Annotated in this window: 16 protein-coding genes; 4 read left to right on the top strand and 12 right to left on the bottom strand. The window is 30.3% G+C overall.

Annotation, left to right across the window (positions count from 1 at the left end; translation table 11 throughout):
- Positions 1–10: 10 nt before the first annotated feature.
- The gene (locus JEY78_RS06715) at positions 11–1,798 is read right to left on the bottom strand and encodes a Na/Pi symporter (RefSeq protein ID WP_291848461.1); all 1,788 of its coding nucleotides are present in this window, start codon (positions 1,796–1,798) and stop codon (positions 11–13) included.
- Between the two features lie 394 nt (positions 1,799–2,192).
- On the opposite strand from JEY78_RS06715, the gene JEY78_RS06710 reads away from it, so the two are divergent.
- Entirely contained in the window at positions 2,193–4,448 is a 2,256-nt protein-coding gene (locus JEY78_RS06710; RefSeq protein ID WP_291848458.1) for an inorganic phosphate transporter, read from the top strand.
- 148 nt (positions 4,449–4,596) lie between these two features.
- The gene (locus JEY78_RS06705) at positions 4,597–6,864 is read left to right on the top strand and encodes an inorganic phosphate transporter (protein ID WP_291848454.1); all 2,268 of its coding nucleotides are present in this window, start codon (positions 4,597–4,599) and stop codon (positions 6,862–6,864) included.
- A gap of 88 nt (positions 6,865–6,952) precedes the next feature.
- Here JEY78_RS06705 and JEY78_RS06700 read toward each other — a convergent pair whose 3' ends face one another.
- From JEY78_RS06700 to JEY78_RS06665, 8 genes are all read right to left on the bottom strand, one after another.
- A complete protein-coding gene (locus JEY78_RS06700) occupies positions 6,953–9,334 on the bottom strand; it encodes a ribonucleoside-diphosphate reductase subunit alpha (protein ID WP_291848450.1) in 2,382 nt (793 codons plus the stop codon).
- A gap of 149 nt (positions 9,335–9,483) precedes the next feature.
- Complete coding sequence (locus tag JEY78_RS06695; protein WP_291848447.1) at positions 9,484–10,458, bottom strand: ribonucleotide-diphosphate reductase subunit beta; 975 nt, start codon at positions 10,456–10,458, stop codon at positions 9,484–9,486.
- A 293-nt stretch (positions 10,459–10,751) separates the two neighbouring features.
- Positions 10,752–11,666, bottom strand: coding sequence for a hypothetical protein (locus JEY78_RS06690; protein WP_291848444.1), 915 nt, complete (start codon positions 11,664–11,666; stop codon positions 10,752–10,754).
- A gap of 53 nt (positions 11,667–11,719) precedes the next feature.
- Positions 11,720–12,409 carry a hypothetical protein gene (locus tag JEY78_RS06685; protein ID WP_291848441.1) on the bottom strand — a complete coding sequence of 230 codons (690 nt, stop codon included), beginning with the start codon at positions 12,407–12,409 and terminating at the stop codon, positions 11,720–11,722.
- A 7-nt stretch (positions 12,410–12,416) separates the two neighbouring features.
- Positions 12,417–13,925, bottom strand: coding sequence for a hypothetical protein (locus JEY78_RS06680; RefSeq protein ID WP_291848438.1), 1,509 nt, complete (start codon positions 13,923–13,925; stop codon positions 12,417–12,419).
- Positions 13,926–13,935: 10 nt separating this feature from the next.
- Complete coding sequence (locus JEY78_RS06675; RefSeq protein WP_291848435.1) at positions 13,936–15,213, bottom strand: OmpA family protein; 1,278 nt, start codon at positions 15,211–15,213, stop codon at positions 13,936–13,938.
- Between the two features lie 256 nt (positions 15,214–15,469).
- On the bottom strand, positions 15,470–18,271 hold the full coding sequence (locus tag JEY78_RS06670) for a response regulator (protein WP_291848432.1): 2,802 nt from the start codon (positions 18,269–18,271) through the stop codon (positions 15,470–15,472).
- A 75-nt stretch (positions 18,272–18,346) separates the two neighbouring features.
- Positions 18,347–18,913, bottom strand: coding sequence for a DUF3109 family protein (locus JEY78_RS06665; protein WP_291848429.1), 567 nt, complete (start codon positions 18,911–18,913; stop codon positions 18,347–18,349).
- A gap of 86 nt (positions 18,914–18,999) precedes the next feature.
- Between JEY78_RS06665 and JEY78_RS06660 the strand changes: the two genes are divergently transcribed.
- Both JEY78_RS06660 and JEY78_RS06655 read left to right on the top strand, forming a co-directional pair.
- Positions 19,000–19,584 (top strand): MarC family protein, encoded by a 585-nt coding sequence (locus tag JEY78_RS06660; protein WP_291848426.1) that lies wholly within the window; start codon positions 19,000–19,002, stop codon positions 19,582–19,584.
- A 60-nt stretch (positions 19,585–19,644) separates the two neighbouring features.
- The gene (locus JEY78_RS06655; protein WP_291848423.1) at positions 19,645–20,256 is read left to right on the top strand and encodes an FAD-dependent oxidoreductase; all 612 of its coding nucleotides are present in this window, start codon (positions 19,645–19,647) and stop codon (positions 20,254–20,256) included.
- Between the two features lie 16 nt (positions 20,257–20,272).
- On the opposite strand, the gene JEY78_RS06650 is transcribed toward JEY78_RS06655, so the two are convergent.
- The 3 genes from JEY78_RS06650 to JEY78_RS06640 all read right to left on the bottom strand — a co-directional run bounded on the left by JEY78_RS06650 (position 20,273) and on the right by JEY78_RS06640 (position 26,063).
- Complete coding sequence (locus tag JEY78_RS06650; protein WP_291848421.1) at positions 20,273–20,785, bottom strand: DUF3124 domain-containing protein; 513 nt, start codon at positions 20,783–20,785, stop codon at positions 20,273–20,275.
- Between the two features lie 226 nt (positions 20,786–21,011).
- Positions 21,012–23,204 carry a hypothetical protein gene (locus tag JEY78_RS06645; RefSeq protein WP_291848418.1) on the bottom strand — a complete coding sequence of 731 codons (2,193 nt, stop codon included), beginning with the start codon at positions 23,202–23,204 and terminating at the stop codon, positions 21,012–21,014.
- 87 nt (positions 23,205–23,291) lie between these two features.
- Positions 23,292–26,063, bottom strand: a complete 2,772-nt coding sequence (locus JEY78_RS06640) for a TonB-dependent receptor (RefSeq protein ID WP_291848415.1) — start codon at positions 26,061–26,063, stop codon at positions 23,292–23,294.
- Positions 26,064–26,094 lie beyond the last annotated feature (31 nt).

The following is a 26,094-nucleotide window of genomic DNA, read 5'->3' as shown; positions in this document are numbered from 1 at the left end:
TTAAAGAGCGCTAATCAGCGCTCTTTTTTTCATTAATAAAATTGCCATTTTCAAAGAGCGTATCTTTTGATCCATACAATAATTCAGCAACTTCAATTAATTTTTTAATGATATCGTTTACATTAGAATAATCATTAAAAAGTGACGATGCCATTTCAACAGTTATTAATTCTTTTCTAATTAATTTATCTATAGATTTATTGCTTTGTTTAATATTTTCTTTGGCTTCCTTTTTAAGATTAGCTAATTTCACCGCATATTTTTCTATGTTTTCTTCGGTTCTAAACAAATAAATAACCCTTAAAACTTTAGTAAGTTTTTTTCTGAAATTATCATATTCATTAGATAGGTACTTGTTAGCTATATTTAAAGACATTAAAACATTTTTATTTAAATCTTTTACATCTTTAATTATTTCAACCATTTTTCGGTTTGCAATTTTTATTTCAGTAATAATATTATTTTGCTTTTTATTTAATTTCAAATCGTTTTGGGCAGTTGCAGCGTACCGAATAATTTCACCGTAAATAGATTTTACTTTTTTTAAATATAAATCATCAATATTTACTTGTAAATCTTTGTTAGATTTTTTTATAATTTTTTTGATTTTCTTATCAGATTTTATATCATCTCTATGAATATTTAAACCATGTGTAACAATTTCAAAAACAGCATTTTTATACAAATATTTAGACTCGTTTATTAACGCTACAATTGTGGAGCCTGGGAATTTCAATACAGCTTCATTTAAATATTTTGGTTCGTCAATATCTTTATCTAGTTTTTCTTTAAAAACTCTCAATAAAAGTTGTTCAATTTTTTTAATAAACGGTATCATAATTAAAACACCAATTACATTAAAAAGGGTATGAAATAACGCTAATTTGAGCGTAAAATCGTTCTCATTAATTCCAAATAAAATAGCGCCATAATTAACAACCTTCGCTAACGGAAAAATAAACACCAACGCTATAACACCTGTAATTACATTAAAAATAAAATGCGCTCCTGCCAATCTTTTTCCAGCAATATTAGAACTTAAAGAACCTAAAATGGCGGTAATTGTGGTTCCAACATTTGCCCCAATTGCCAATGCTAATCCATTTTCATAAGTAATTTGATTTGCGGCCAATGCCGTTAAAATTAATGCCAAAGTTGCACTACTAGATTGTAAAATGGTGGTAATTATAATTCCTAACCCCGTATAAATTAAAACACCTAAAAAACCAGAAACTGCGTATTGAGTTAAATCTATATGGTTTTTAAAAACATCAAATCCTTCTTTCATATAGTGAATTCCTAAAAAGAAAAACCCTAAACCGGCTAACACATTTCCTATTCCTTTAAATGAACTATTTTTTTGAAATGAAAATATAATTCCAAAAACCAACATTGGTAATGCTAAAGCGGAAATTTTAAACTTTAATCCAAAAGCAGCCACTAACCAAGCTGTTGCAGTTGTACCAATGTTTGCGCCAAAAATTAAACCCAATCCACCGGCTAAATCAATTAAACCAGCACTAATAAAAGAAATAGTAATTACAGAAACTAGTGAGCTAGATTGTATAAATGCCGTAACAAGTGCTCCAACAGAAATACTTTTATACAATTTATCGGTAGCTTTTTTTAAGATTAACTGTAAAGGTCCTTTGGTAAATACTTTAAATCCTTCTTCAAGCATAATCATACCAAACAATAAAATTGCAACACCTGCAGCAATAGTTTTAAAATTTGGATTAAAAAATAATATGATTGCCAAAACAACCAAAAATGCTAAAAAAACAATTCTTCTAATCATATTTTCTCATAAGGGATAAGTAAACATACATTTTTAAATTAAAAAATAAAAGGTTTAAACAGCCATTTCTTAAATGAATTTTAATAATTACTTAATATTTACTTCACATAAAATGAAATTTAATTTTAGATTTTTACGCTAGAATTATTATTTATAATAATCATTTCATTTCATAAATTCTATTAGTTTTTGTCAACAAGATTTTGAAATGCTAGGGCTACCAATTTCTTTGGTAGCCTTTTTTTATTTCGTAGCATAAAATAACATAATGTTAACGTTAAGTTAACATTAGAGTAAGTTCTTTGCACTGACAAAAACTAATAAAAAAATGAGATAACAAGCTGTAAATAAAGTATAAAACACAGCTATCTCACTAAAAAATTAAAATTAATTTATGGATAATATTTACTTATTAATGATTATTGCGCTTGCAGTTTTAGCTATTGCAGATTTAGTTGTAGGAGTTAGTAACGATGCTGTTAACTTTTTAAACTCTGCAGTTGGGTCTAAAGCAGTTTCAATAAAAACAATTATGATTGTTGCCAGTATTGGAATTGCCTTAGGAGCTATTTTTTCAAGTGGAATGATGGAAGTTGCACGGAAAGGTATTTTTAACCCAGACATGTTTATGTTTGCTGATATTATGGTCATTTTTATGGCGGTAATGATTACGGATATTTTATTACTAGATTTCTTTAATACTATTGGCATGCCAACTTCAACAACAGTTTCTATTGTTTTTGAATTATTGGGTGCAGCCGTTGCCATTGCTTTAGTTAAAATTTATGCTGATGGTGGAGGTTTTTCTGAAGTTGTTAATTATATAAACACCTCACAAGCCACTGAAATTATTACTGGAATTTTATTGTCTGTAATTATTTCGTTTACAGTTGGAGCAATTGTACAGTATATTGCACGATTATTATTATCTTTTAATTATGATAAAAAAGCCGCTTGGGTTGGTGCATTATTTGGCGGTATTGCTTTAACATCCATGGTGTATTTTATTCTTTTAAAAGGAATTGGAGGAACAGGAATTGCAAAAGCTAGTTTTGCTATTACCGAAGGAAAAACAATTAAAGAATTTTTAGAAATACATGCAGTGCCAATTATAGCCATTAACCTAGCATTTTGGTCGGTATTATCTTTTGTTGTTATTAAATTTTTAAAAGTTAACATCTATAAAATAGTTATAATTGTTGGAACATTTGCATTGGCATTGGCTTTTGCAGGGAACGATTTAGTGAATTTTATTGGAGTGCCAATTGCAGCGTGGCAATCTTATCAAGCCTGGGTTGTATCAGGAGTTCCTGCGGCAGAATTTGGAATGTCGTTTTTAGCAGACAAAGTTCCTACGCCAACATTATTGCTGTTTATATCTGGAATTGTAATGGTTTTAACGTTATGGTTTTCAAAAAAAGCAAAATACGTTGCACAAACAGAAATCAACTTATCCAGAGAAGGAAGTTCAAAAGAACGTTTTGAACCTAACTTTCTTTCAAGAATCTTGGTAAGAAGTTCTAAAGCAATTAGTTTTTATTTTGAAGCAAAAACACCAAAATCAATTCAATATAAAATTGAAAAACAGTTTGAAAAACCTGTAATTCAACTAGAACATGCTAAGAATGCAGATTTACCAGCGTTCGATTTGGTTCGTGCTGCCGTAAATTTAATGGTAGCCGGAATATTAATTTCAATTGCTACTTCGTACAAATTACCTTTATCTACAACCTATGTAACGTTTATGGTTGCAATGGGTTCGTCTTTATCAGACAGAGCTTGGGGAAGCGAAAGTGCCGTTTATAGAGTTGCCGGAGTTATGAACGTTATTGGCGGTTGGTTTTTTACGGCTATAATTGCTTTTGTAGCCGCAGCAACAGTTGCCTACTTAATACATATTGGTGGTGCAATAATGATAGGCTTTTTATTATTATTTGCTATTTTAATTATTATAAGAAACTCTTTAAGCTACCTAAAAAAATCTAAAGAAGTTAAGGCTGAAGACAGTTTAAATAATGCTGAAAGTGATTCAGTTCAAGGAGTTATTGAAGAAACCGCTAATAATATATCCAAAGTATTAAAACGTGTTGATAAAATTCAAAGTGCTGCTATTGAAGGCTTGGTAAAAGAAGATTTAAAGAAGCTGAAAAAGGCTAAAAATGATGTTGGTAAATTAGAAACTGAAATTGAAGATCTTCAAAATAATATATTTTATTTCATTAAAAATCTTCACGAATCATCGGTAAGTGCAAGTGCTTTTTATATTGATGTTATTAAAAACTTACAAGATATTGCGCAGTCTATTGGGTTTATTTCAAAAATAAGTTACAAACATATTCATAATAATCATAAAGCTTTAAAAGAAAATCAGGCAAATGAGTTAAAGGAAATTGAATTAAAATTAAATGAAATGTTTTCAAAAACACGCACAGTATTTGAATCTAACTCATTAAATCAAATTCCTTATTTAATAGAAGAATTAGAAAACTTATTGGCTGAAGTTGGAGAGTATACACAAAAACAAGTAGAAAGAACCAGAACTACAGAATCTAGTCCAAAAAACACTACTTTGTATTTTAGTATTTTACTTGAATTTGAAGATTTATTAAAGGCAAAAATTAATTTGCTGGAATTGTATACAAAAGTATAACAGAAAATTAAAAAAGGATTTAGCTAATAACTAAATCCTTTTTTTTGTTAATATATTCCGTATAAAAATCAATAAAAACAAAGTAATAATAGCATAAAAAAAAATAACTTAGTATTTTTACCAGATTGATTAAAATCAACTTAAAAATATGGATAACTTATACTTATTAATGATTGTTGCATTAGGAATTTTAGCCATCGCCGATTTGGTGGTTGGTGTAAGTAATGATGCCGTGAATTTTCTAAACTCAGCGATAGGTTCAAAAGCTGTATCATTTAAAACAATTATGATTGTTGCCAGCATAGGTATTGCTTGCGGTGCAATTTTCTCAAGTGGTATGATGGAGGTTGCAAGAAAAGGTATTTTTAATCCTGGAATGTTTATGTTTAGTGATATTATGGTCATTTTTATGGCAGTAATGATTACAGATATTTTGTTGCTAGATTTTTTTAATACCCTTGGTATGCCAACTTCAACAACGGTATCAATAGTATTTGAATTATTGGGAGCTGCTGTTGCTGTTGCCCTAATTAAAATTGGTGCTGATACTGGCAATTTTGCAGATGTTGTAAATTATATAAATACAGAAAAAGCTACTCAAATTATTTTTGGAATTCTGCTCTCCGTAGTTGTAGCATTTTCCGTAGGTGCCTTAGTTCAATATTTATCGCGTTTATTATTATCATTTAACTTTGAGAGAAAAGCTAATTGGGTGGGCGCTTTATTTGGTGGAATTGCTTTAACTTCAATTATGTATTTTATCTTAATGAAAGGAATTGGAGGAACAAGCTATGCAAAACAAAGTTTCGATTTTATTGGTGGTGAAACAATTAAGGACTTTTTAGAGCATTACGTTTTTGCAATTGTTGCAGCCAACTTATTTTTTTGGTCAGCTTTAGCATATATTTTAATTACATTTTTTAAAACAAATATTTACAAAATAATAATAATTGTTGGAACGTTTGCATTAGCATTAGCATTTGCAGGAAACGATTTGGTGAATTTTATTGGGGTACCAATTGCAGCTTGGCAATCTTATGAAGCTTGGGTAGTTTCTGGAGTGCCAGCAACGGAGTTTACAATGACAATTTTAGCAGAAAAAGTTCCAACACCAACTATTTTATTATTTATTGCTGGAATGGTTATGGTAATAACATTATGGTTTTCATCCAAAGCAAAATCAGTTGTAAAAACTTCGTTAGACTTGGCGAGCCAAGGTGAAACCAAAGAACGTTTTGAGCCTAATTTTTTATCAAGAGTTTTAGTTCGTGGCTCTATTTTAATTTCAAAATATTTTACTGCCGTTGTTCCAAATACAATTCAAGAAAAAATAGACAAACAATTTGAAAAGCCAGTGATTAAATTAGCACAAGGTAAAAAACACGAATTACCTGCATTTGATTTAGTACGTGCTGCTGTAAACTTAATGGTAGCGGGTGTATTAATTTCAATTGCAACTTCCTATAAATTACCATTATCTACAACATACGTAACGTTTATGGTTGCTATGGGTTCATCTTTAGCAGATAGAGCTTGGGGAAGTGAAAGCGCTGTTTATAGAGTTGCCGGTGTTTTAAACGTTATTGGCGGATGGTTTTTTACTGCAATAAGTGCTTTTATAGCATCAGGTGTAGCTGCCTATTTAATTTATTTAGGTGGAGCTACAATGATTGCAATTTTATTATTAATTGCCGTTGCACTATTAATTAGAAACTCATTAAGTCATCTTAAAAAATCTAAAGAAATAAAAGCTGAAGATAGTTTAAACAGAGCCGAAAGTAAATCGGTACAAGGTGTTATAGAGGAAAGCGCAGATAATATTGCTAAAGTATTAAAACGTGTTAGTAAAATTCAAGAAAACACTATAAACGGATTAATTAAGCAAGAATTACCAACACTTAAAAAAGCAAAAAATACTGTTGGGAAATTAGAGTCTGAGATTGAAGATTTACAAAATAATATTTTCTACTTTATTAAAAATTTAGATGAGTCATCTGTAAGTGCAAGTACTTTTTATATTGATGTTATTGGTGATTTGCAAGATATTGCACAGTCCGTAGGATTTATTTCAAAAGTAAGTCATAAACATATTCACAACAACCATCAAGGATTAAAGGTAAATCAGGCAAAAGAACTAAAAGAAATTAGCACCAAATTAAATCACTTATTTGGAAAAATGAAAGATATTTTTGAAACACGTTCTTTTAATAAAATTGGAGCAATTATTGAAGAGAAAAAGGAATTGTTGCTAGATGTTTCAAAATGTGCCCAAAAGCAAGTAGAAAGAACTAGAACAACTGAATCTAGTCCTAAAAACACAACGCTTTACTTTAGTATTTTGTTAGAAACTGAAGATTTAATTAAAGCTACAATGAGCTTGTTAGAATTGTATGCAACCAAAAACAAGAAAAAATAGATTTTTTAGTATTCTTATTTATTCAAAAACCCTTATCAAAATTAAATGATAAGGGTTTTTTAGTCTTTGGGCAAAAAATTATAGAACTTTATGAGCCACACATTTCACAATCATCAGGATTGTTTTGTGAGGCTATTAGCATTGCTTTTAACTCTTCTGGAGTTAAAGGTGTTTCTTCTACTTTCTTTTCTTTTGATACAGTAAACTGAATGGCATTTACGGCACTTTTTGTGCGTAAATAATACATTCCTGTTTTTAATCCACTTTTCCAAGCGTAAAAGTGCATAGATGTTAATTTAGAAAAGTTAGCATCTTGCATAAATAAGTTCAACGACTGGGATTGATCGATAAAATAACCTCTTTGGCGAGACATGTCAATAATATCTTTCATACTCATTTCCCAAACTGTTTTATACAAATCTTTCAATTCTTGAGGAATCACATCAATATGTTGAATAGAACCATTGGCGCGCATTATGCTTTCTTTCATTTCATTATTCCACAAACCTAAATCTACCAAATCTTCTAAAAGATGCTTGTTTACCACAATAAACTCACCACTTAAAACTCTTCGCGTATAAATATTTGAAGTATACGGTTCAAAAGCCTCGTTATTTCCTAATATTTGTGATGTTGATGCAGTTGGCATTGGCGCAACTAAAAGCGAATTTCTAACACCGTTTTTCATCACTTTTTTACGCAATGCTTTCCAATCCCAACGTCCACTTAAATCATCTTCAGAAACTCCCCACATATTAAATTGAAATTCCCCAAGCGACATTGGTGATCCTTTAAAAGTAGAATATGGCTCCTTAACTTTTGCAATTTCCATGGATGATGTAACAGCTGCAAAATAAATGGTTTCAAAAATTTCTTCATTCAATTTTTTAGCTTCATCGCTTGTAAAAGGCATACGCAACAGAATAAACGCATCTGCCAATCCTTGAATTCCTAAACCAATTGGACGATGACGGAAATTTGAATTTTCAGCTTCTTTTACAGGATAGTAATTTCTGTCAATAACAGTATCTAAGTTTTTTGTGATTTTTTTAGTGACTGTAAATAGTTTTTTATGGTTGAAAAATTTAACGCCATTAGCATCTTCTTCAATAAACATTGGAATTGCAATTGAGGCTAAATTACATACAGCAACTTCATCTTTTGCTGTATATTCCATAATTTCTGTACATAAATTTGAAGAACGAATGGTTCCTAAATTCTTTTGATTAGATTTCCTATTTGCTGCATCTTTATACAACATATAAGGATTTCCAGTTTCAATTTGAGCTTCTAAAATTTTCTCCCAAAGTTCGCGTGCTTTTATTGTTTTTCGTCCTTTTCCAACTTTTTCGTAGCCAGTATATAGTTTTTCAAACTCATCTCCATACGTATCAAATAAATGCGGACATTCGTTTGGGCACATCAAAGTCCAATCACCATTTTCTTCCACGCGTTTCATAAATAAATCTGGAATCCACATAGCGTAAAATAAATCACGTGCACGCATTTCTTCAGCACCTGTATTTTTACGTAAATCTAAAAAATTGAAAACATCTGCATGCCAAGGCTCCATATAAATTGCAAAAGAACCTTTACGTTTTCCACCACCTTGATCTACATAACGCGCTGTATCATTATACACTTTTAACATAGGAACAATTCCGTTGGAAGTTCCATTGGTTCCTCTAATATATGAACCTGTTGCGCGCACATTATGTATTGACAACCCAATTCCTCCAGCAGATTGAGATATTTTTGCAGTTTGTTTTAGTGTATCATAAATTCCATCAATACTATCATCTTGAATTTGTAATAAGAAGCACGATGACATTTGTGGTTTTGGTGTTCCAGAATTAAATAATGTTGGCGTAGCGTGTGTAAATATTTTTTTAGACATTAACTCATAGGTTTCAATGGCCTCGTCTATATCTTCCATATGAATTCCAACAGAAACACGCATTAACATATGTTGTGGTCGTTCTACTATTTCGCCATTAAGTTTTAGTAAGTAGGAACGTTCTAATGTTTTAAAACCAAAATAATCATACCCAAAATCTCTGTTGTAAATAATGGTTGAATCTAGTTTTTCTGCATTTTCCATAATTACTTTATAGGCTTCATCAGATAAAAGTGGCGCTTTTTTTCCAGTTCGTGGATTTACATAATTGTATAAATCCGTCATTACCTCAGAAAACGTTTTTTTGGTATTTTTATGTAAGTTAGAAACTGCAATTCTAGCTGCAAGTTTTGCATAATCTGGATGTTGAACCGTCATAGTAGCGGCAGTTTCAGCAGCTAAATTATCTAATTCTGAAGTAGTTACGCCGTCATACAAACCTTCAATAACTCGCATAGCTACTTTTACTGGATCTACGAGTTTATTTAAACCATAACACATTTTTCGCACTCTAGCTGTGATTTTGTCGAACATCACTGGCTCTTTTCTTCCATCTCTTTTTACTACAAACATAAGCTGTTATTGGTTTTTTATTTATGTGGTTAAAATTTTAAGGCATATAGCATACTTTAAAACAATCTCCTTATTTTAGTTAGTTTTTTATTCAAATCTGACATTCAAAAAAGGGATTTTTTTTAGAAAGTCAAAAGATATTTCATGGTTTAAAAATCAGCATCAAAGCTAATGTTTCCTGTTCCTGTGCCGCTTTTTACACCAGCTTTTTGATATTCTGAAACGCGTTTTTCAAAGAAATTTGTTTTTCCTTCTAATGAAATCATTTCCATAAAATCAAATGGATTTGAAACATTGTAAACTGAATCACAACCAAATTCCATTAGTAATCTGTCAGTTACAAACTCTAAGTATTGTGTCATTAATTTAGCGTTCATACCAATTAAACTTACTGGTAATGATTCTGTTATGAATTTTCTTTCAATATTTAACGCATCCACAATAATTTCGGTAATACGCTCTTTTGGAACTTTATTTACAATATGGTGATTGTGTAAATGCACCGCAAAATCGCAATGTAAACCTTCATCACGAGAAATTAATTCGTTTGAAAAAGTTAAACCTGGTAGTAAACCTCTTTTCTTCAGCCAAAAAATAGAACAAAAACTCCCTGAAAAGAAAATACCTTCAACTGCCGCAAAAGCAATTAATCGTTCTGCAAAACTTGGACTATCAATCCATTTTAACGCCCAATCGGCTTTTAATTTAATAGCTGGAAAAACTTCAATAGCTTTAAATAATTCATTTTTTTCAACTTCATTTTTAACGTAGGTGTCAATTAATAATGAATACACTTCAGAATGAATATTTTCCATCATTATTTGAAAACCATAAAAGAATTTTGCTTCAGAATATTGAACTTCACTTACAAAATTTTCAGCTAAATTTTCATTTACAATTCCATCAGAAGCAGCAAAAAAAGCTAAAATGTGTTTTATAAAATAACGCTCATCATCAGATAATTTTTTTTCCCAATCAATTACGTCTTGATGCAAATCAATTTCTTCGGCTGTCCAAATACTTGCTTCTTGTTTTTTGTACCACTCCCAAATATCTTGGTGTTGAATTGGGAAAATTACAAATCGATCTTTATTTTCTTGTAAAATAGGTTCAATAAACGACATTAATTGTGGCTTTTTTCTTAGTTAGTAATTCGTAAAATTTCGGTTGAAACGATAAAAGCAAAGATTGAAAAAAAACAGACACTAAAAAAGGGCACTTATTCACAATTGACTGTAAGTTTTTAACATTTTTTTATTTTTTAAACAAACGATTAATTAGTCTTAAAAACTGAAATTCAATAGATTACAAATGTTGAAATTTGCTCGCTAGTTGGTTTTGTTGAGGTTATTAGAAAAAGGTGCCTTTAAAAAAAGAGTGCAAATAATTGCACTCTTTTTTTTTTGAACACTTTTTATTAATTCCCTTTCCTCATTTTTACCATTTTTTGAATCATATCATATGTTTGACGTAATTCCTCTTCGCTCATATTTTGCATTTCCTCATCTTCTTTATCTGATAAAGCCATTTTTTTCCATTCGTCATAAGATAATTTGCTGAGTTTATTTATTTCGGCATCAATGTTTTCCATATCATTCATATCAAAATCTACATTACCATTGTCAATCGCAAAACTTTCGTTTTTATTAATTGGATAATTTGGCAATTCAAAACTAGCACTTGGTACATTTGTATTAAACGTTGCGTTTGAAGCTTCTGTAATAGTAGTAATTCCCATTAAACTAGCTTCAGATTTCAGCATAACACCTTTATAAATCCATTGTTTTATACCCATTAAATCCCAAATTTCACAGGTGTAACCTAAAAATGATTCTTCGCCTAATTGTTTACCACCCATTCCTTCAAACATAGATTTTCCAACTTCACCGGCATCTGCATTCGGATGCATTTTTTTTATCATTTCCATAGCCATATCATTGGTTTCACTAATGGTTTTGTTTTTAAAATCAACAATGTAGCTTTTACCATTATCTAATTTACTCATTTGGTGGTCTGAGGTTGTTTCATTAATTACTTTGCCCATTATAACGGCATGCGTATTAGTTGTTGAGTTTTGCTCATGAAGTTCCATTGCTCCCCAATTTTTAAAATATCTTACTTCTGTGCCGCTTCCTGTAATGGTGCTTCCCATAACGTTGCCTGAAATTTTTGTAGTGTATTTTATGATTCCAGATTCCACTTGGTAACGTTTTAATTGTTGTTGCTCTTCTTTTGTAGTTTCTACGCTTAAACTATCTGCGGGTTTATTTTCGTTTCCTTTGCAACTTATAGTTGCAATTAATAATGCTAGTATGATGCTTAATTTTTTCATATTTGTATTTTTAAATTGTTAGGTGTATATAGTTATAGACTATTATGTTCCATTTAGTTTTCATTAATTTTTTTACAAACTTTTTCAATTTCTATTTCAGGCATTTGAATTTTTAAAACTTTAATTGCTTTTCTAAAATCTTCACAATTTTTTGGATTTTGAAGTGTTTCTAATGCCCACATTTGTAATTGAGTTTCTGTCATTTCTTCATCTTCTGAAGTAATTAAAACTTGTTTACCATCATTTTTATGTAATTCATTGTAGGCTGTTTTAATCTCTTTTTTCCCTATTCCCGGACTTATATTAATAATGTATGCTTCAAATTCTGAATAAGACATTTGTGTAAACATGTCTTTCTGTTGCTCTATGAATTTTTGTGCTTCTTTGGCTTCATTTGTATTATTAATAGCATCATCTAAACCTTCATGCGTCTTATTTTTTTGTGAATTATCTTGTTCAAGTGCTTTATCACCTTTTATGTAGGCATTTACTATTTGATACACATCGGCTTTATCTTTTTTAGAAACATTACTTCCAGGTAAAGCATCTACAGCTTTGTTAAACTTTGCTTTTTTTAAAGATTCTGGGCTGCCATCTTCATAAGAGTCATAGAACTCCATGAGTTTAGATACCGTAAAATTTATAGAATCTGTAGCTTTCCTATCTACTGTTTGACTTTTATTCACCTGTGCAAAAGTGAAAGATGTAACCAATACTAAAATGAGTAAGAATTTATTTTTCATTTTACGATTATTTTATTTCTTGTAATTCGTATATGTAATAATGCCCAAAGCTTTCATCTGGTTTATCATTTATAACTTTTGCTATAATTCCAGGTTTATCATTAATCATCCAAAGTTTTATATTTTCATCAAAGCTGCTTGCCGCTTCAATAACTGTGCAATTAAAAGACCCTGCAGGTACTGTAATTTCTTCTTCGCCAACAACCCTAAAAGTATCTTCATCTAGTGGAAAAAGTTTGTTGTATTCATCATAATTATTTGTTGGCATTTCTGAATCTTCTGTAATATTAAAACGATCATACCCTTTAAATATATTATCAATACTAAGTATTCCTTCTTGAATATTTGCAACTACATTAGCCGTAAGTGTTTTAGTTTCAAAACTGCTTGTGCCTTCTATAAGTTTTGAATAACTATATATTAATTGTTTAACATTGGCTAAATCATTCATCATTTTATAAGAACTATTCCAAGGTAATTTTTGGTCATCATCATAATATTTATAATCTCCAGTTTCATCATAAAAGTCTTTTTTAGTGAAGCTTAAATGTTCAATTTTTATGTTGTCTTCAGCTTTTCTGTTTCCTTGGTAGTTAGTACTATTGTTTTTTAGAGCCACAGTTTCTCCGTCAATCTTTAGTATTTTGTTTTCACCATTAAAGGCATCTCCTCCACGAAGTCCAACCATTATAAGTGACATTTCTTCTTTATTGAACATCCAAATTCCTCCAAACTTGCTTGTCATTCCTTCTTGTTTTTGAATAATGGTAAACTCATCAGGTTCTTTAAATGAAATAAAAGTGGTAGCATAGGCATCTGGTACTTCTTTAAATTCCCATGTACCTATAAGACCAGATTCTTTATTTTCATTTATGGTTTTTTGCTTATCTATTTTTGAAAAATAGATTTTGTACTCATCCGTATTTAAAACAAGTTTATTTTTGTTGGGTTGCGAAATAGCATATTCGCCTTTAAAATCTTTATTATCTAAAATTATTGTGTTACTAGATTCGTTATAATTCCAAGTCCCAAATACCATTCCTTGCATATAGAAAATTCCGTTTTTATTAAATGTTGCAAATTGGTTTACAATTTCTGTTTTTCCTGTTGTCTCCATTATTTCAAAAAACCAATCTCCTGTAATTTTGTTGTGTAATTCTTTGTTTTTAGGAAGGCTTATTTTTTGGAAACTATTTACATCTCCATTTGCATTGCTCAATTTTAATTCTGAATCGTTCAATGCTTCAATTTTATTTTCACCTTCAAGAACTCCTAAGTAAGGACAACTAATGGTAAATGTATTTTCCGTTTCATTTTGTGACCATGTTCCTACATTTGCTCCTGAAATATTAATTTCTCCAGCATTATTAAATACGACGTGCATATTTACAGGATATATTTCACCTGCATCTTTCATGTTTGAAAGTTTCCAAACTCCGTCAATATAATTTGATTGTGCATTTATACTTCCTATAAAAGTTATAAGAACAATACCTAAAATGATTAATTTCTTCATTATTTATTTTTTAAAATTTCACAAATTCAACCCTTCTGTTATTTGCTTTTCCTTCAGGAGTTGTGTTGTTATCTATAGGTTTGCTTTCACCAAAACCATCATATTTAAGTCTGTTTGAAGCAATTCCCATACTTATTAATTTATCCATTACAGATTGCCCTCTCGCTTTAGAAAGTGTCATGTTTGTATCATCTCCACCATCGCTATCAGTATGTCCTTCAACACTAAAATTAACTGTAGGATTGTCAATCATTAATTGATATATTTCATTAATTGGCCCCATACTTTCTGGTTTTAGTGTTGCTTTGTTTACGTCGAATTTAATTCCGTTTACAATAATTTTTCCTTCTGATAAAAAGCGGTCGTAATATTTTACACCGCCTTTAGCAATACGTATATTTTTAACATAAAAAGGTACGTTATCTTTTGCACTGGCAAAATATGGATACATTGTAAATCCGGTTGGATTAAAGGAATAATGTGGGATATTAACCAGTCTGGTATCATCTAAATACACCTTTAGTTTTCCTTTGGTATAAGCAATAGAAACGTGTGTCCAACAGCCATTTTTACAATAGTTATAATCTCTTCCAGAATGCTCAACAGAAGATCCTTCTGGAGGTGAAACACGTAAAGGTGTTACATCAAACACTTGTGAATTATCGTATACTTTTTTACCTCGTTGGTTTTTTTGGTCGGTTAAATAAAACGACAAGCGATTTCCACCTGCAGGCTTATAAAAATCGAATTCAATTGTAAAAATTTCAGGCAAATAATCTACTGATGAATTTTTTAAATATGGAACAATTTCGCCTCCATCTACAAACATTATCACAGTTTCCCCGTCTACATTTGCAATTTCAACTTGACCATTTACTAAATCCCAACGGCTTGGAAATTCACCATTTTCTTCATCAGCACTTGGAATGTCTTCAAAAATAACTTCATCACCAGGAATAAAATCGAACTTACTCCAAACAACGGATGGTTTTGTTGAAGAAATATTTTTTTCAGAATTAGTTTCAGCAGATTTATTGTCAGATGAAGTTTTTTCAGCAGATTTATTGCTTTCGGGTTTTTTCCCATCCAAAACATCTTCAGCCTTATCAAATTCTTTGTCAATTTTTTTATTTACTCGGCGTTCTGCACGTTTTTCTGCTTCGCGTTCAATTTTCTTTTCGGCCTTTTCCTTTAATTTTTTTAGAAATTGAGCTTCAACGTTTTGTGGAATAAAAAATAGCAATCCTATTACCATTGCTATTTTAAAAATGTAAGTGTTAATTTTCATAATTGATTTTTTAAATTATTATCATGCAGCAAATTATCTTTATTAAAACATAAGGGAGTTTCAATAAAAAAACAGCAACTTTTTTAAAGTTTCTTTCTTTTAAATAAAGGTAATTTGATTTTCTTTTTAAGACTATTACAAATGTTCCAACTAAGTGTTCATATGTTTATAAACAGGCTTAATTTATGATAATAAGTGAGTTATGTGAATTAAATACCACTATTAAGGAAAACATGAATTTTAAAATTTTATTATTTTAAAGTGTTTTTCGATAGTCTTTTGGAGAGCATCCAAAAACTATTTTAAATTGTTTAGAAAAATAGGAGGTGTTTTCAAAACCACAGGCAAAGCAAATTTCTGAAATTGCTAGCTCTTTGTTTTTTAGTAATTCTGAGGCATTTTTAACTCTATGCACCCTAATAAATTCTGTAGCAGACATTCCTGTAGTGGCTTTTAATTTTCTATGTAATTGAGTGCGACTCATATTTGCTATGTCACAAAATTCTTCAATTCCAAAATTAGGATTGGTAATGTTGTTTTCTAACACTTTTTTTAAGGTTTCAGAAAAGGAATTATTTCCCCATTTTAATAATTGATTCATTGGTTTAAGCACAATTTCCTCTCTATATTTATTTGCCAATGTTTTACGTATGCGCGTTAAATTAGCCACTTTGGTTTGCAATAATTTTATTCCAAATGGTTTGGTTATGTAGTCATCAGCCATTTCATTGAGGCCTTTTAACATCATTTCTTCTTCAGTAACGGCAGTTAGTAAAATAATTGGAATATGATTGGTGTTTGAATTTGTTTTTAGCATATTACACAGTTCAATTCCATTTAAATTTGGCATCATTACATCTGAAATAATTATATCTGGAATATGTTTTTGGGCTAGATTTACACCTTCATTTCCATCTTTGGCTTCTATAATTTGGTATGAATTTTTAAAAATACTTGCAATATACTTTCGCATATCATCATTATCTTCAACAATTAATAATATTGAATTTTTTATTTCTTTTTCATTTTCAGCAACTAAATTGGAGATATTACTTACAATACTTGTAGCCTCTCCAATTGAAAAATTAGGCTCTGTATTTATTTCTGAAGGTTTAAAATGGTGTTTTAAAATTGGCAAAACAAGTTTAAATTCAATAGTGTTATCGTCTTTTTTATGAACTGAAATAGTTGCTCTATATATAGCGCATAATTCTTTTACCAGCGATAATCCAATACCTGTTCCTTGCTGAAATGAAGTTGAATTGGTATAGAATCGTGTAAAGAAAAGGTCAATTTCTTTGGTTGTTATATGCTCAACTGTATTAGATATTTTAATAATATATTTTTCATTTTCTGTAATTCCTTTTATGGAAACACTTCCATTTTCAGGCGCAAATTTAAATGCATTTGAAAGTATATTTGTTAAAAGCATTTCTAAGATTTCAGTGTCATACCAAACATTTTCACTTTCTGAAATTTCAATTGAATAATTTAAATTTTTAGTGTTAGCAATATATTCAAAGGATTGTGAAATTCCTTTTATTTCACTAGCTAAGTTTCCTTGTTGAGCATTTATTTGAAATTTTCCTGCATCAATTTTTGAAAGACTTAATATTTGATTTACTAAATACAACAACCTATCTGTGTTTCTGTGCATCATTTCCAAATCTTCTTTATTGCTTTTAGATAGTTTGCTATGTAGTATTTTTTCTAAAGGTCCTTTAATTAAAGTAAGCGGTGTTCTAAATTCATGTGAAACATTTCCAAAAAACCTAGATTTCATTTCGTTCACTTTTTTTAATTCTAGATTCACATGTTTTCTGTTTCTGTATAAGTAATAGGTAAATCCAATTATTGAACTCATAAACAAAAAAAGCAGTAAAAATATACGCTTTTGATTTGTATTTGTTGTTTCAATAAGCGCTTTTTCTTTAATTAAAAATTTAATTTGTTGCAGTGCTTGTTTGGTTTTAAACCTGTTTTCAATTTCTAAAATTTTTACTTCATTGTTTAAAGTTAAAGTACTGTCTCTATAGGCTATTACCATTTCTTTTGCCGTTAATGCAGTTTTATAATCTTGTTGTTTTTTACTTAGTAAAGTTTGTAATTCATAAGCTGTTTGGTTACTGCTATAGGAATTTACACTTTTTGAAGTTTTAAAAATTTCATTTAATAAGATTTGTGATTCTTTTAATTGGTTGAGGTTTATTAATGATTTACATAATGAAATTTGCATTTCTAACTTATGAAAAGCATCTGGAGAGTTTTGTAAAATAGTAACAGCTTCTCTAATTAATTTTAAACCTTTTGTTGTATTTTTTTGAAGTAAATAAATAGATCCAATGGCATTTTTACAAATTGCAATACCAAGATTTGAATGAATACTATGGTTTTGTTGTAATGATTTGTTATAGTAAATTAAAGCAGTATTTAAGTCGCTTTTCATTTTCATTACGTCTCCAAAATTTGCGTAATTTATAGCTTGTCCTAAATTGCTATTTAACTGTTTTTCTATAGCTAAAGATTTTTCAAAATACTTAGCTGCTTCATCGGGTTTTTTTAATTCTAAAAATACATTTCCCAAACCATTCATAGCAATGGCTTTAGATTTTAAATTTTTTTCATTAAAACTAGCCAATTCAAAAGCTCTATAGTGATATTCTGTAGCTTCTATATTTGAAGAAGTTCTCCTTAAATCTGTACCAATATTATTTAAAGCAGTTATAATTCCAATAGTGTCATTCACTTCTTCAGCAAGCTGCAAGGCTTCAAAATGAATATTTAAAGCGTTTTTAAACAGCGATTTATCTCTAAAATCATCTCCTTGTTGATTAAGAAATTCAATTTTTTTTAAAAGACTATCTAAATTTTTATTTTCTAATGAATTTCGTTTCCATTTTTGTTCAAATTCATTATAAACAAACTCTTCAGAATTTGTGCTATCTTTTAATAGTATTGAAGCGTGATGTGTTTTGTTTTCAACCTTAGAATTACACGAGATAAAGAGTGAAAAAAATATAAAAAAAAGTTTAAATGTGATATAGTAATTTTTATTCATAGCCAAGAAAATTTCCTATCTCCGTAAAAATACGAAATATTAAATTTTTCTTAGCTACTAATGTTTTATAAAAAATTACTTTTTATGATTTTCGGCCACTTTTTCTAGTTCAGCATACCAGTTTTTTCCAAATTTTCTAATTAATGCATCTTTTACAAATTTATAAACTGGAACTTGAAGCTCTTGTCCTAAAATACATGCATCATCGCAAATTGGCCATTTATGATAATTTACAGCAGTAAATTCGCTATATTCCATAATTCGAACTGGGTATAAATGACAAGAAATAGGTTTGCGCCATTTAATTTTCCCTTGATTATAAGCTTCTTCAATTCCGCATTTTGCCGTATTTTTTTCATCAAAAATAACATATGCACAATCTTTATCATCAATTAATGGTGTTTCATGGTCACCTTCGTTGGTAATAAAAAGACCTTGATCTTCAATAGCAGCAATACCTTCGGGTCTTAAAAAGGGTTTTACTAAAGGATAAATATCTAATAATATTTGAAGTTCACTTTCTTCTAACGGAGCTCCTGCCTCTCCATCAATACAACATTTGCCTTTGCAGGCAGATAAATTACAGACAAAATCTTTCTCTATAATATCTTCTGAAACTATGGTTTTTCCTAATTGAAACATTTGGCAAATTTAAACTATTTTTTTATACATTTTATGAAATCCTAAATTTCGATTGCCTAATTTTGTACCCAACAAAAAAACAAAAAATGGTTTTAGATTTTAAGGAAATAATAACGGCAGTAATGATTTTGTTTGCAGTTATTGATATTATTGGAAATATTCCAATAATTATTGATTTACGCTCTAAAGTTGGTCATATTCATGCAGAAAGAGCTGCAATTGTAGCTGGATTAATTATGATTGCTTTTTTATTTTTAGGGAAAAGTATTTTAAATTTAATTGGTATTGATGTAAATTCTTTTGCTGTTGCTGGTTCATTTATTTTGTTTTTTTTAGCATTAGAAATGATTTTAGGTATATCATTATACAAAGAAGAAGCTACAAGCCCAAAAACTATTTCAGTTTTCCCAATTGCGTTTCCTTTAATTGCAGGTCCGGGAAGTTTAACAACTATTTTATCATTAAGAGCGGAATACGCTACAATTAACATTGTAATTGCTATTGTTATAAATATGATTTTTATGTACATAGTTTTAAGAACATCCACAAAACTTGAAAAATTACTTGGAGAAAACGGTATCAATATTTTAAGAAAAATATTTGGAGTTATTTTATTAGCTATCGCTGTTAAATTATTTGCTTCTAACGTTCAAGGGTTGTTTAAAGTGTAACATTCATAACTGTTTTTTACAGAATATCATTTATTTTAGTCTTTTTTAAATTTATTAATTATGAAATCTTTTGACGTATTAATTATTGGTGGAGGTGCAGCAGGCTTGTCTTGCGCTTTAATTTTAGGTTCCGCATATAATAAACCTTTTGCAAGTGATAAACTAGTTGGAATAATTAGCCATCAAAAAAATTCTGCACTTCAAACAGCAGAATTAAATAATGTGTTAGGTTTTAAAAAAGGAACTAAAGGAAGTGAAATTTTAACTGAAGGTTTACAACAGTTAACCGATTTATACCCTCAAATTATTCAAATTGAAAAGGAAAAAGTAATTGAAATTGTGAATGAAAATGATCTTATTACAGTAATTACCAATAAAAATACCTATACAGCTAAAATTATTGTGGTTGCTACAACACCTTCAAATTTATTTGATATTAAAGGGTTGCTACAATATGTAAAACCTCATCCTGCAATTCCTGCCGTTAAAGAAAAAATCATGCTTCAAAACAGCAACCATTTGGTTACAAAAGGCATTTATGTAGCAGGTGTTTTAGCGGGTTTCAGAAGCCAATATGCCATTGCAGCCGGAAGTGGAACACAAGTTGCTACCGATATTTTAACCGAGTGGAATGGTGGAAACCACACTATGATTCATGATGTAATTGAATAAAAAGACTCATGATTTTTTAATGAGTTATTTTTTTTCCAACAGTAGTAAATGATAACCCTTGTTGCCCTGAAGTTGAAATCATAATACCCTCAAATAATGGTTCATTTGTAGCTTGTTTAATTGCCCAATCAAAAATAAAATTTGCGCCTGTACCACCTTGTTTGTCTAATTCATCTATAACAATTTCAACAGTTTCCATTGGTTTTAAATAAATTGGTTTGTTAAAATAAGTACGTAATAAGTTTCCTTCAGTATCATAATATGCGGCTTTATTAATATAAATTGAATCATTTAAATTGGTATTTCGCATACTTACAGTTACTGTTAGGTTATGAGTTCTATGCTCTGTAGTACTATAAATTTGAGAATAAACAGATAAGTACGATTTACCTAACTGAAGAGAATCGTTAAGTTTGTTATTTACGGCTCTTTTTTCCCAATTTATAGGTGCAATAGAACTAATTTCCTTGCTATTTTCACAAGAAATAAAAATGATGCTAATACATAAAAACAAGGTGAATTTTCTCATTGATTGTTCTTAAATAAGAGGATGATGAAGTTCAAATTTAATGAATTTTTTTTAGTAACTAAAAAGTTAATATGATTTGATTTTATTTGTGAATTTGTGTTGCTACTAAACCTACTAATAAGTAAAAGTGTAGAAACAAAAGAGCCAGTGAAAACAAATTCACTGGCTTAATTTAATTTATTAATAATCGTCAACTTATTTTAGGACGACTCAATTATAATGTTAATTAAAATTTAGCCCAACCAGCAGCCCAACTTGGTACATCAGATTTATTTCCCGCTCCAGTTGCAGTTGAAACTTCGGAAATAAATGCTGAAGAACCAGCATAATCTGTTAATTTAAAATCGGTAGTATTATTTTTAAATTGCACATTTGTCATCACTAATTTACCTGCTACAATACGTGCAATAGCTGCTGCATCTGTGCTTTTTACTTTTACACCTAAATTTACACTATCAACATAAAAATTATCAACAGTAAAATTTCCTCCGCCTTCCTTAAAGTATAATGCTCCTTCTGTAACTGGACCAACTACAGTAATATTTTTTAGTGAAGCAACGGTTACTGGTGTAGCATCACCATTATCACCATTATTAGAACCTTCAATACCTGCTTTTGCAGCTCCAGTAATGTACCAATTTTCACCTGTTCCAGCCCAGCCATCAGCAAAATCTATTCCATCATCTTGACTGTTTGTTGATATTAAGTATTTTCCACTTACAGTTCCTCCAAAAAACTCAATTCCATCATCACTGCCTTCATAAGATTGTACATATTCAACCGTAGTTCCAGATCCAACTCCAAATAAGGATAATCCATTAAATTCTTTATCTGGTGTAAAGTTAGCACCTGTGTATTCTAATCTTAAATATTTTAAAGAACCTGAATTATCGGTTGCTATGGTTCCGCCGTAAGTAAGATCGGCAACTTCTGAAGTAGCAACAGAACCAACATTTGTTGGCGCTTTACCGCAAACAACTAAACCACCCCAATCAGCCGGATTTGGAGTGGCTGCACCTGAAGTCATAATAACCGGATTGGTTGATGTACCGTTTACATAAATTTTACCACCTTGCGCTACTGCAATATATGCAGAAGTTCCTCCAGTTGCTTTAATTACTGTTCCTGCAGGAATAGTTAATGAGCCACCATCTTTCACAACAAATGAACTTGTTAATTTGTACGCTATACTTGCATTTAAAGTAATATTACCCGTAACAACACCGGCTAAATTTTCAGAAGTTACACCACTGTTACTTAAACCTCTTGTCCAACCTGCTGTCCAATTTGGTGCAGCAGCACCATTTCCAGCACCAGTTGCAATACCTTCTTGTATAAAATCTGTATTTGTTCCAGCGTAATCAGTATATTTAAATCCTGTGGCGTTAGATGCAAATTGAATGTCAGTCATAACCAATTTGTCAGCATCAATTCTAGCGATGGCTGAAGCATCAGAGCTTTTTACTTTTACTCCTAAATCTACACTTGCAATATAAAAATTATCGATGTTAAAGTTCCCTCCACCTTCTTTAAAATATAATGCACCTTCTGTTACTGGACCAACAACTGTAATGTTTCTTAAAGTTGCATTGGTTACAGGTGTGGCATCACCGTTATCACCATTGTTTGAGCCTTCAACACCAGCTTTGGCTGCACCAGAAATATACCAGTTTTCTCCAGTACCAGCCCAACCATCAGCAAAATCAATTCCATCATCTTGACTATTTGTGGATACTAAGTATTTACCTTGAACTGTTCCTCCAAAAAATTCAATTCCATCATCACTACCTTCATAAGATTGTACGTACTCTACAACGGTTCCAGAACCAACTCCAAAAAGTGATAAACCGTTAAATTCTTTATCTGGTGTAAAATTGGCTCCAGTATATTCTAAACGTAAATATCTTATTGAACCAGAGTTGTCATTAGAAACTGTTCCTCCATAAGTTAAATCGGCTACTTCAGAAGTTGCGGTTGCTCCTACATTTGTAGGTGCTTTACCACAAACTACTAAACCTCCCCAGTTTGCTGGAGTAGGAGAATCAGCTCCTGATGTCATAACAACAGGGTTGTCAGCAGTTCCGTTAATATAAATTTTTCCTCCTTGAGCAACAGCAATATAAGCTGCAGTACCTCCAGTTGCTTTAATAACAGTTCCTGCAGGAATTGTTAATGAGCCACCATCTCTAACTACATAAGCCGCTGTTAGTTTGTAAATTAAATTTGCATTAAGAGTTACATTTTCGGTTACATCACCTGCTAATGTTGTGTTGGCTGCGCAAGGTTCGCAAGTTGAACCACCACAATCAATACCGGTTTCATCACCATTTTGAATGCCATCTCCACAAGTCATAATTGGGTCTGTATTATCATCACTTCCACATGAAATTACGAAAGTAGCACTGACAATTAGTATCATTAATTTTAAAAATTGTTTTTTCATCATTTGTGTTTTAATTGATTTGTAAAATTTAATTACTGTTTATGTTAATTGTATTTTTATGTATTAAAATTTATATGAAAGAGATAGTTTTAAATTCATTCCTTTTTTAAAGGAAGAAACAATTACATTTTGAGTTTCTTGAACTCTTTTTATTGATGGATTTAAAATGTTTTTTGCAGAAATGTTTAGTCCAAGTTTTTCACTTATTTTTGATTTTAAAATAATATCTAGTGAACCAGAACCTTGATCTACCAAGTTTCCTTTTCCTTCGGTTCCTAAAGCAAATATTCTGTCAGAAAAATAATTATATGCAATTGTTGCTTGTAAGCTTTTTTGATTGTTAAATTCTCTTTCAAAGCTGATGTCTGCGTTTAAAAGAAGGTCTGATGCACCAGATAATTTATCTTCCTTATTTGTAAAATCTACACTAATTCCATATCCAGAAGCCGAAGTTTCATTTATAACTTTTTCTTTATCTAACTGTTGGTTGGTGTACATATATGATGAATTAAAGCCTGCAGTTAGTTTTGTATTGTTGTTTAAAAGGGTTTTTCTAATTTCAAACTCAGCACCAACAACAGTTGCAATATCTCCGGAGTTTACATAACTAATATCATTAGAAGCAGAGTTTATAACTACTTCATTTATTGGATTTTGTATAGTTTTTCCAAAAACGCCTAAAGCAATAATTTCATTAGATTTTGGAAAGAATTCCCATTTAACATCAGCGTTGTAATCTGTTGATGCGTATAAATTTGGATTACCTACAGAAGATTGGGTTGCACCAACAAATTGAAATAAAGCACGCTCAATATATTGAGGTAATGTATACGATTTACTTGTAGCAAATTTTAAATTTTGTTGATCATTTAATTCATATTTTAAGGAAATCATTGGTAAAATTTCCAATTCATCTAGTTTACTTGAACCTGATGATAAAGAAGTATTCCAATTTATGGTTTGATTTATTTGCTCGGCTCTTGTACCTGCAACAAATGTTAGTTTTGGAGATAAAATATATTCAACTGAAATATATCCGGCATGAATATTTTGAGGACCTCCAAATGTTTGGGGATTTAAAGCATTTGCCTGACTTACATTTCCTCTAAAAGTTTCAATACTGAATAAATTAGCATTTAAGTTGACTTGATTAAAATAAGCATCTAAATTGTAAATATTTTCAACAAAAGGTTGATTAACTCTGGTATTAATTCTGAAGTTAAATTGTGTTGCTTTAAAATCAACTGTTTTAAATCTGCCGCTATAACCAACAGTTAATTTTCCTTTATATTCATCGGTTTCATTTTTACCAAATTTATATATAGTTGAAAAATTGGCAGCAATTTCTTCTTCTTCTAAATCTTGATAAAACCTATGATTATCTGAAGCGTTATTTGTTTGCTGAAATGATTTTGTACCCTCTGGATTGTCCCAGTTATCAGGAGTTAAAATATTTTGCCTACGGTTTGGTATAGCATTTTTAACAAAATTGTAGGATGCAGCCCAGTTTACATCTAATGCATCGGTAATTTTATGTTCCCCTAATAATTGATGAACAATAAGTTGCGTTTTTTCAAAAGTTGCTCTTTGTAAAAATGCACCACCTTCTGGAGCGTAATCAAAAATATCAACAGTCCCAAAATATTCGTCTTGCTTTTGACTTGTAGAGTTTACAAATAAGCCATTATATTTTAACGATTGATCTTTATGTGTAATGCCTATATTACTCATTAAAGTAGTATTGGTGTCATAAGCATAGCTTGTAAAATCGTAATTTTTTCTGGCTACACCAGCTACGTTTACAGATCCGCGAGAAACACCTTCTTTATAGGAATAATCATTATCAAAAGATCCAACAGCAAATATATTTACTCTTGTATCTTCGTCTATATTAAAACTTTCTCCGCCTTTTATAGAAACACTTCCATTAATTGGTGAATTTGTCTTTTCTCTATCCCAACTTGTAGTAAAGTTGTAATTACTTAATGGAAAACTTGGATATGATTTTGTGTAGAATCCTGAATAATTTGGACCATCATTTAGGTAAAAGTTACTTTGTGAAATAGCTTCAGAATTGGCACCTGTTCCAACACCAATTTCTAAGAACCCTGTTCCTTTGTAATTTTTAGAAGCTATATTAACGTTTGCTCCTGAAAAATCTCCATAATTTTTTACTGCATACGTTTTATCAATCCCAATAAATTCAACAATATCTGTTGAGAAAATACCTAGATCTATATTCTTTTTTGATGGATTATTTGATGGTAATGGTAGGCCGTTTAAGGTTGTAATATTATATCTATCACCAAGTCCACGAACAAAAACATTGCCAGAGCCTTCTTCTTTTGATATTCCTGTTGTTTTTGTTAACGCAGCAGCTACATCGCTAACACCTTTTCTGTTTAATTCTTCGGCACCAATTTTTTGTTCAATGGTGGTTGCTTTCCGTTGTTCTGTTAACAAAGCACTTTCAGATTCTTTACTTACACTTCCTGTAATTTGTATTTCGCTTAAGGAAACTCCTTCACTGGTACTCAATATTTGATTTATAATGATTTTTTCGCCTTGCTTTACTTGTATTTTTGGTATTTCAATAGTTTTGTAACCTATAAAACTAAATACCAATGTGTAAATACCAGCATCTGCTTTAAGTTCATATTTTCCATCAAAATCTGTTGTAGTACCTATTGAGGTACCTTTAATAAATACATTTGCAAATGGTAAAGCTGCATTTTCAAATTCTTTGTCTAATACTGTTCCGCTTAACGTTCCTTTATTTTGACTAAATAGCAATGTGCTAAAAAGTAAAAATATAATTGTACTAATTTTATTCATTTTTGTCTTAAAATTTCTTGAGACAAAGGAA

The sequence above is a fragment of the Lutibacter sp. genome (assembly GCF_016342705.1).
Lineage (GTDB): Bacteria > Bacteroidota > Bacteroidia > Flavobacteriales > Flavobacteriaceae > Lutibacter.
This window is presented reverse-complemented; position numbering and strand designations above follow the sequence as displayed.

Excerpts from the sequence above, each read along its gene's own strand:
- JEY78_RS06690 (WP_291848444.1), bottom strand. The coding sequence starts at position 11,666 with ATGAAAAAATTAAGCATCATACTAGCATTATTAATTGCAACTATAAGT.
- JEY78_RS06640 (WP_291848415.1), bottom strand. The coding sequence starts at position 26,063 with ATGAATAAAATTAGTACAATTATATTTTTACTTTTTAGCACATTGCTA.
- JEY78_RS06715 (WP_291848461.1), bottom strand. The coding sequence starts at position 1,798 with ATGATTAGAAGAATTGTTTTTTTAGCATTTTTGGTTGTTTTGGCAATC.
- JEY78_RS06685 (WP_291848441.1), bottom strand. The coding sequence starts at position 12,409 with ATGAAAAATAAATTCTTACTCATTTTAGTATTGGTTACATCTTTCACT.
- JEY78_RS06695 (WP_291848447.1), bottom strand. The coding sequence starts at position 10,458 with ATGTCGTTTATTGAACCTATTTTACAAGAAAATAAAGATCGATTTGTA.
- JEY78_RS06650 (WP_291848421.1), bottom strand. The coding sequence starts at position 20,785 with ATGAGAAAATTCACCTTGTTTTTATGTATTAGCATCATTTTTATTTCT.
- JEY78_RS06660 (WP_291848426.1), top strand. The coding sequence starts at position 19,000 with ATGGTTTTAGATTTTAAGGAAATAATAACGGCAGTAATGATTTTGTTT.
- JEY78_RS06645 (WP_291848418.1), bottom strand. The coding sequence starts at position 23,204 with ATGATACTAATTGTCAGTGCTACTTTCGTAATTTCATGTGGAAGTGAT.
- JEY78_RS06670 (WP_291848432.1), bottom strand. The coding sequence starts at position 18,271 with ATGAATAAAAATTACTATATCACATTTAAACTTTTTTTTATATTTTTT.
- JEY78_RS06700 (WP_291848450.1), bottom strand. The coding sequence starts at position 9,334 with ATGTTTGTAGTAAAAAGAGATGGAAGAAAAGAGCCAGTGATGTTCGAC.
- JEY78_RS06710 (WP_291848458.1), top strand. The coding sequence starts at position 2,193 with ATGGATAATATTTACTTATTAATGATTATTGCGCTTGCAGTTTTAGCT.
- JEY78_RS06705 (WP_291848454.1), top strand. The coding sequence starts at position 4,597 with ATGGATAACTTATACTTATTAATGATTGTTGCATTAGGAATTTTAGCC.
- JEY78_RS06665 (WP_291848429.1), bottom strand. The coding sequence starts at position 18,913 with ATGTTTCAATTAGGAAAAACCATAGTTTCAGAAGATATTATAGAGAAA.
- JEY78_RS06675 (WP_291848435.1), bottom strand. The coding sequence starts at position 15,213 with ATGAAAATTAACACTTACATTTTTAAAATAGCAATGGTAATAGGATTG.
- JEY78_RS06680 (WP_291848438.1), bottom strand. The coding sequence starts at position 13,925 with ATGAAGAAATTAATCATTTTAGGTATTGTTCTTATAACTTTTATAGGA.
- JEY78_RS06655 (WP_291848423.1), top strand. The coding sequence starts at position 19,645 with ATGAAATCTTTTGACGTATTAATTATTGGTGGAGGTGCAGCAGGCTTG.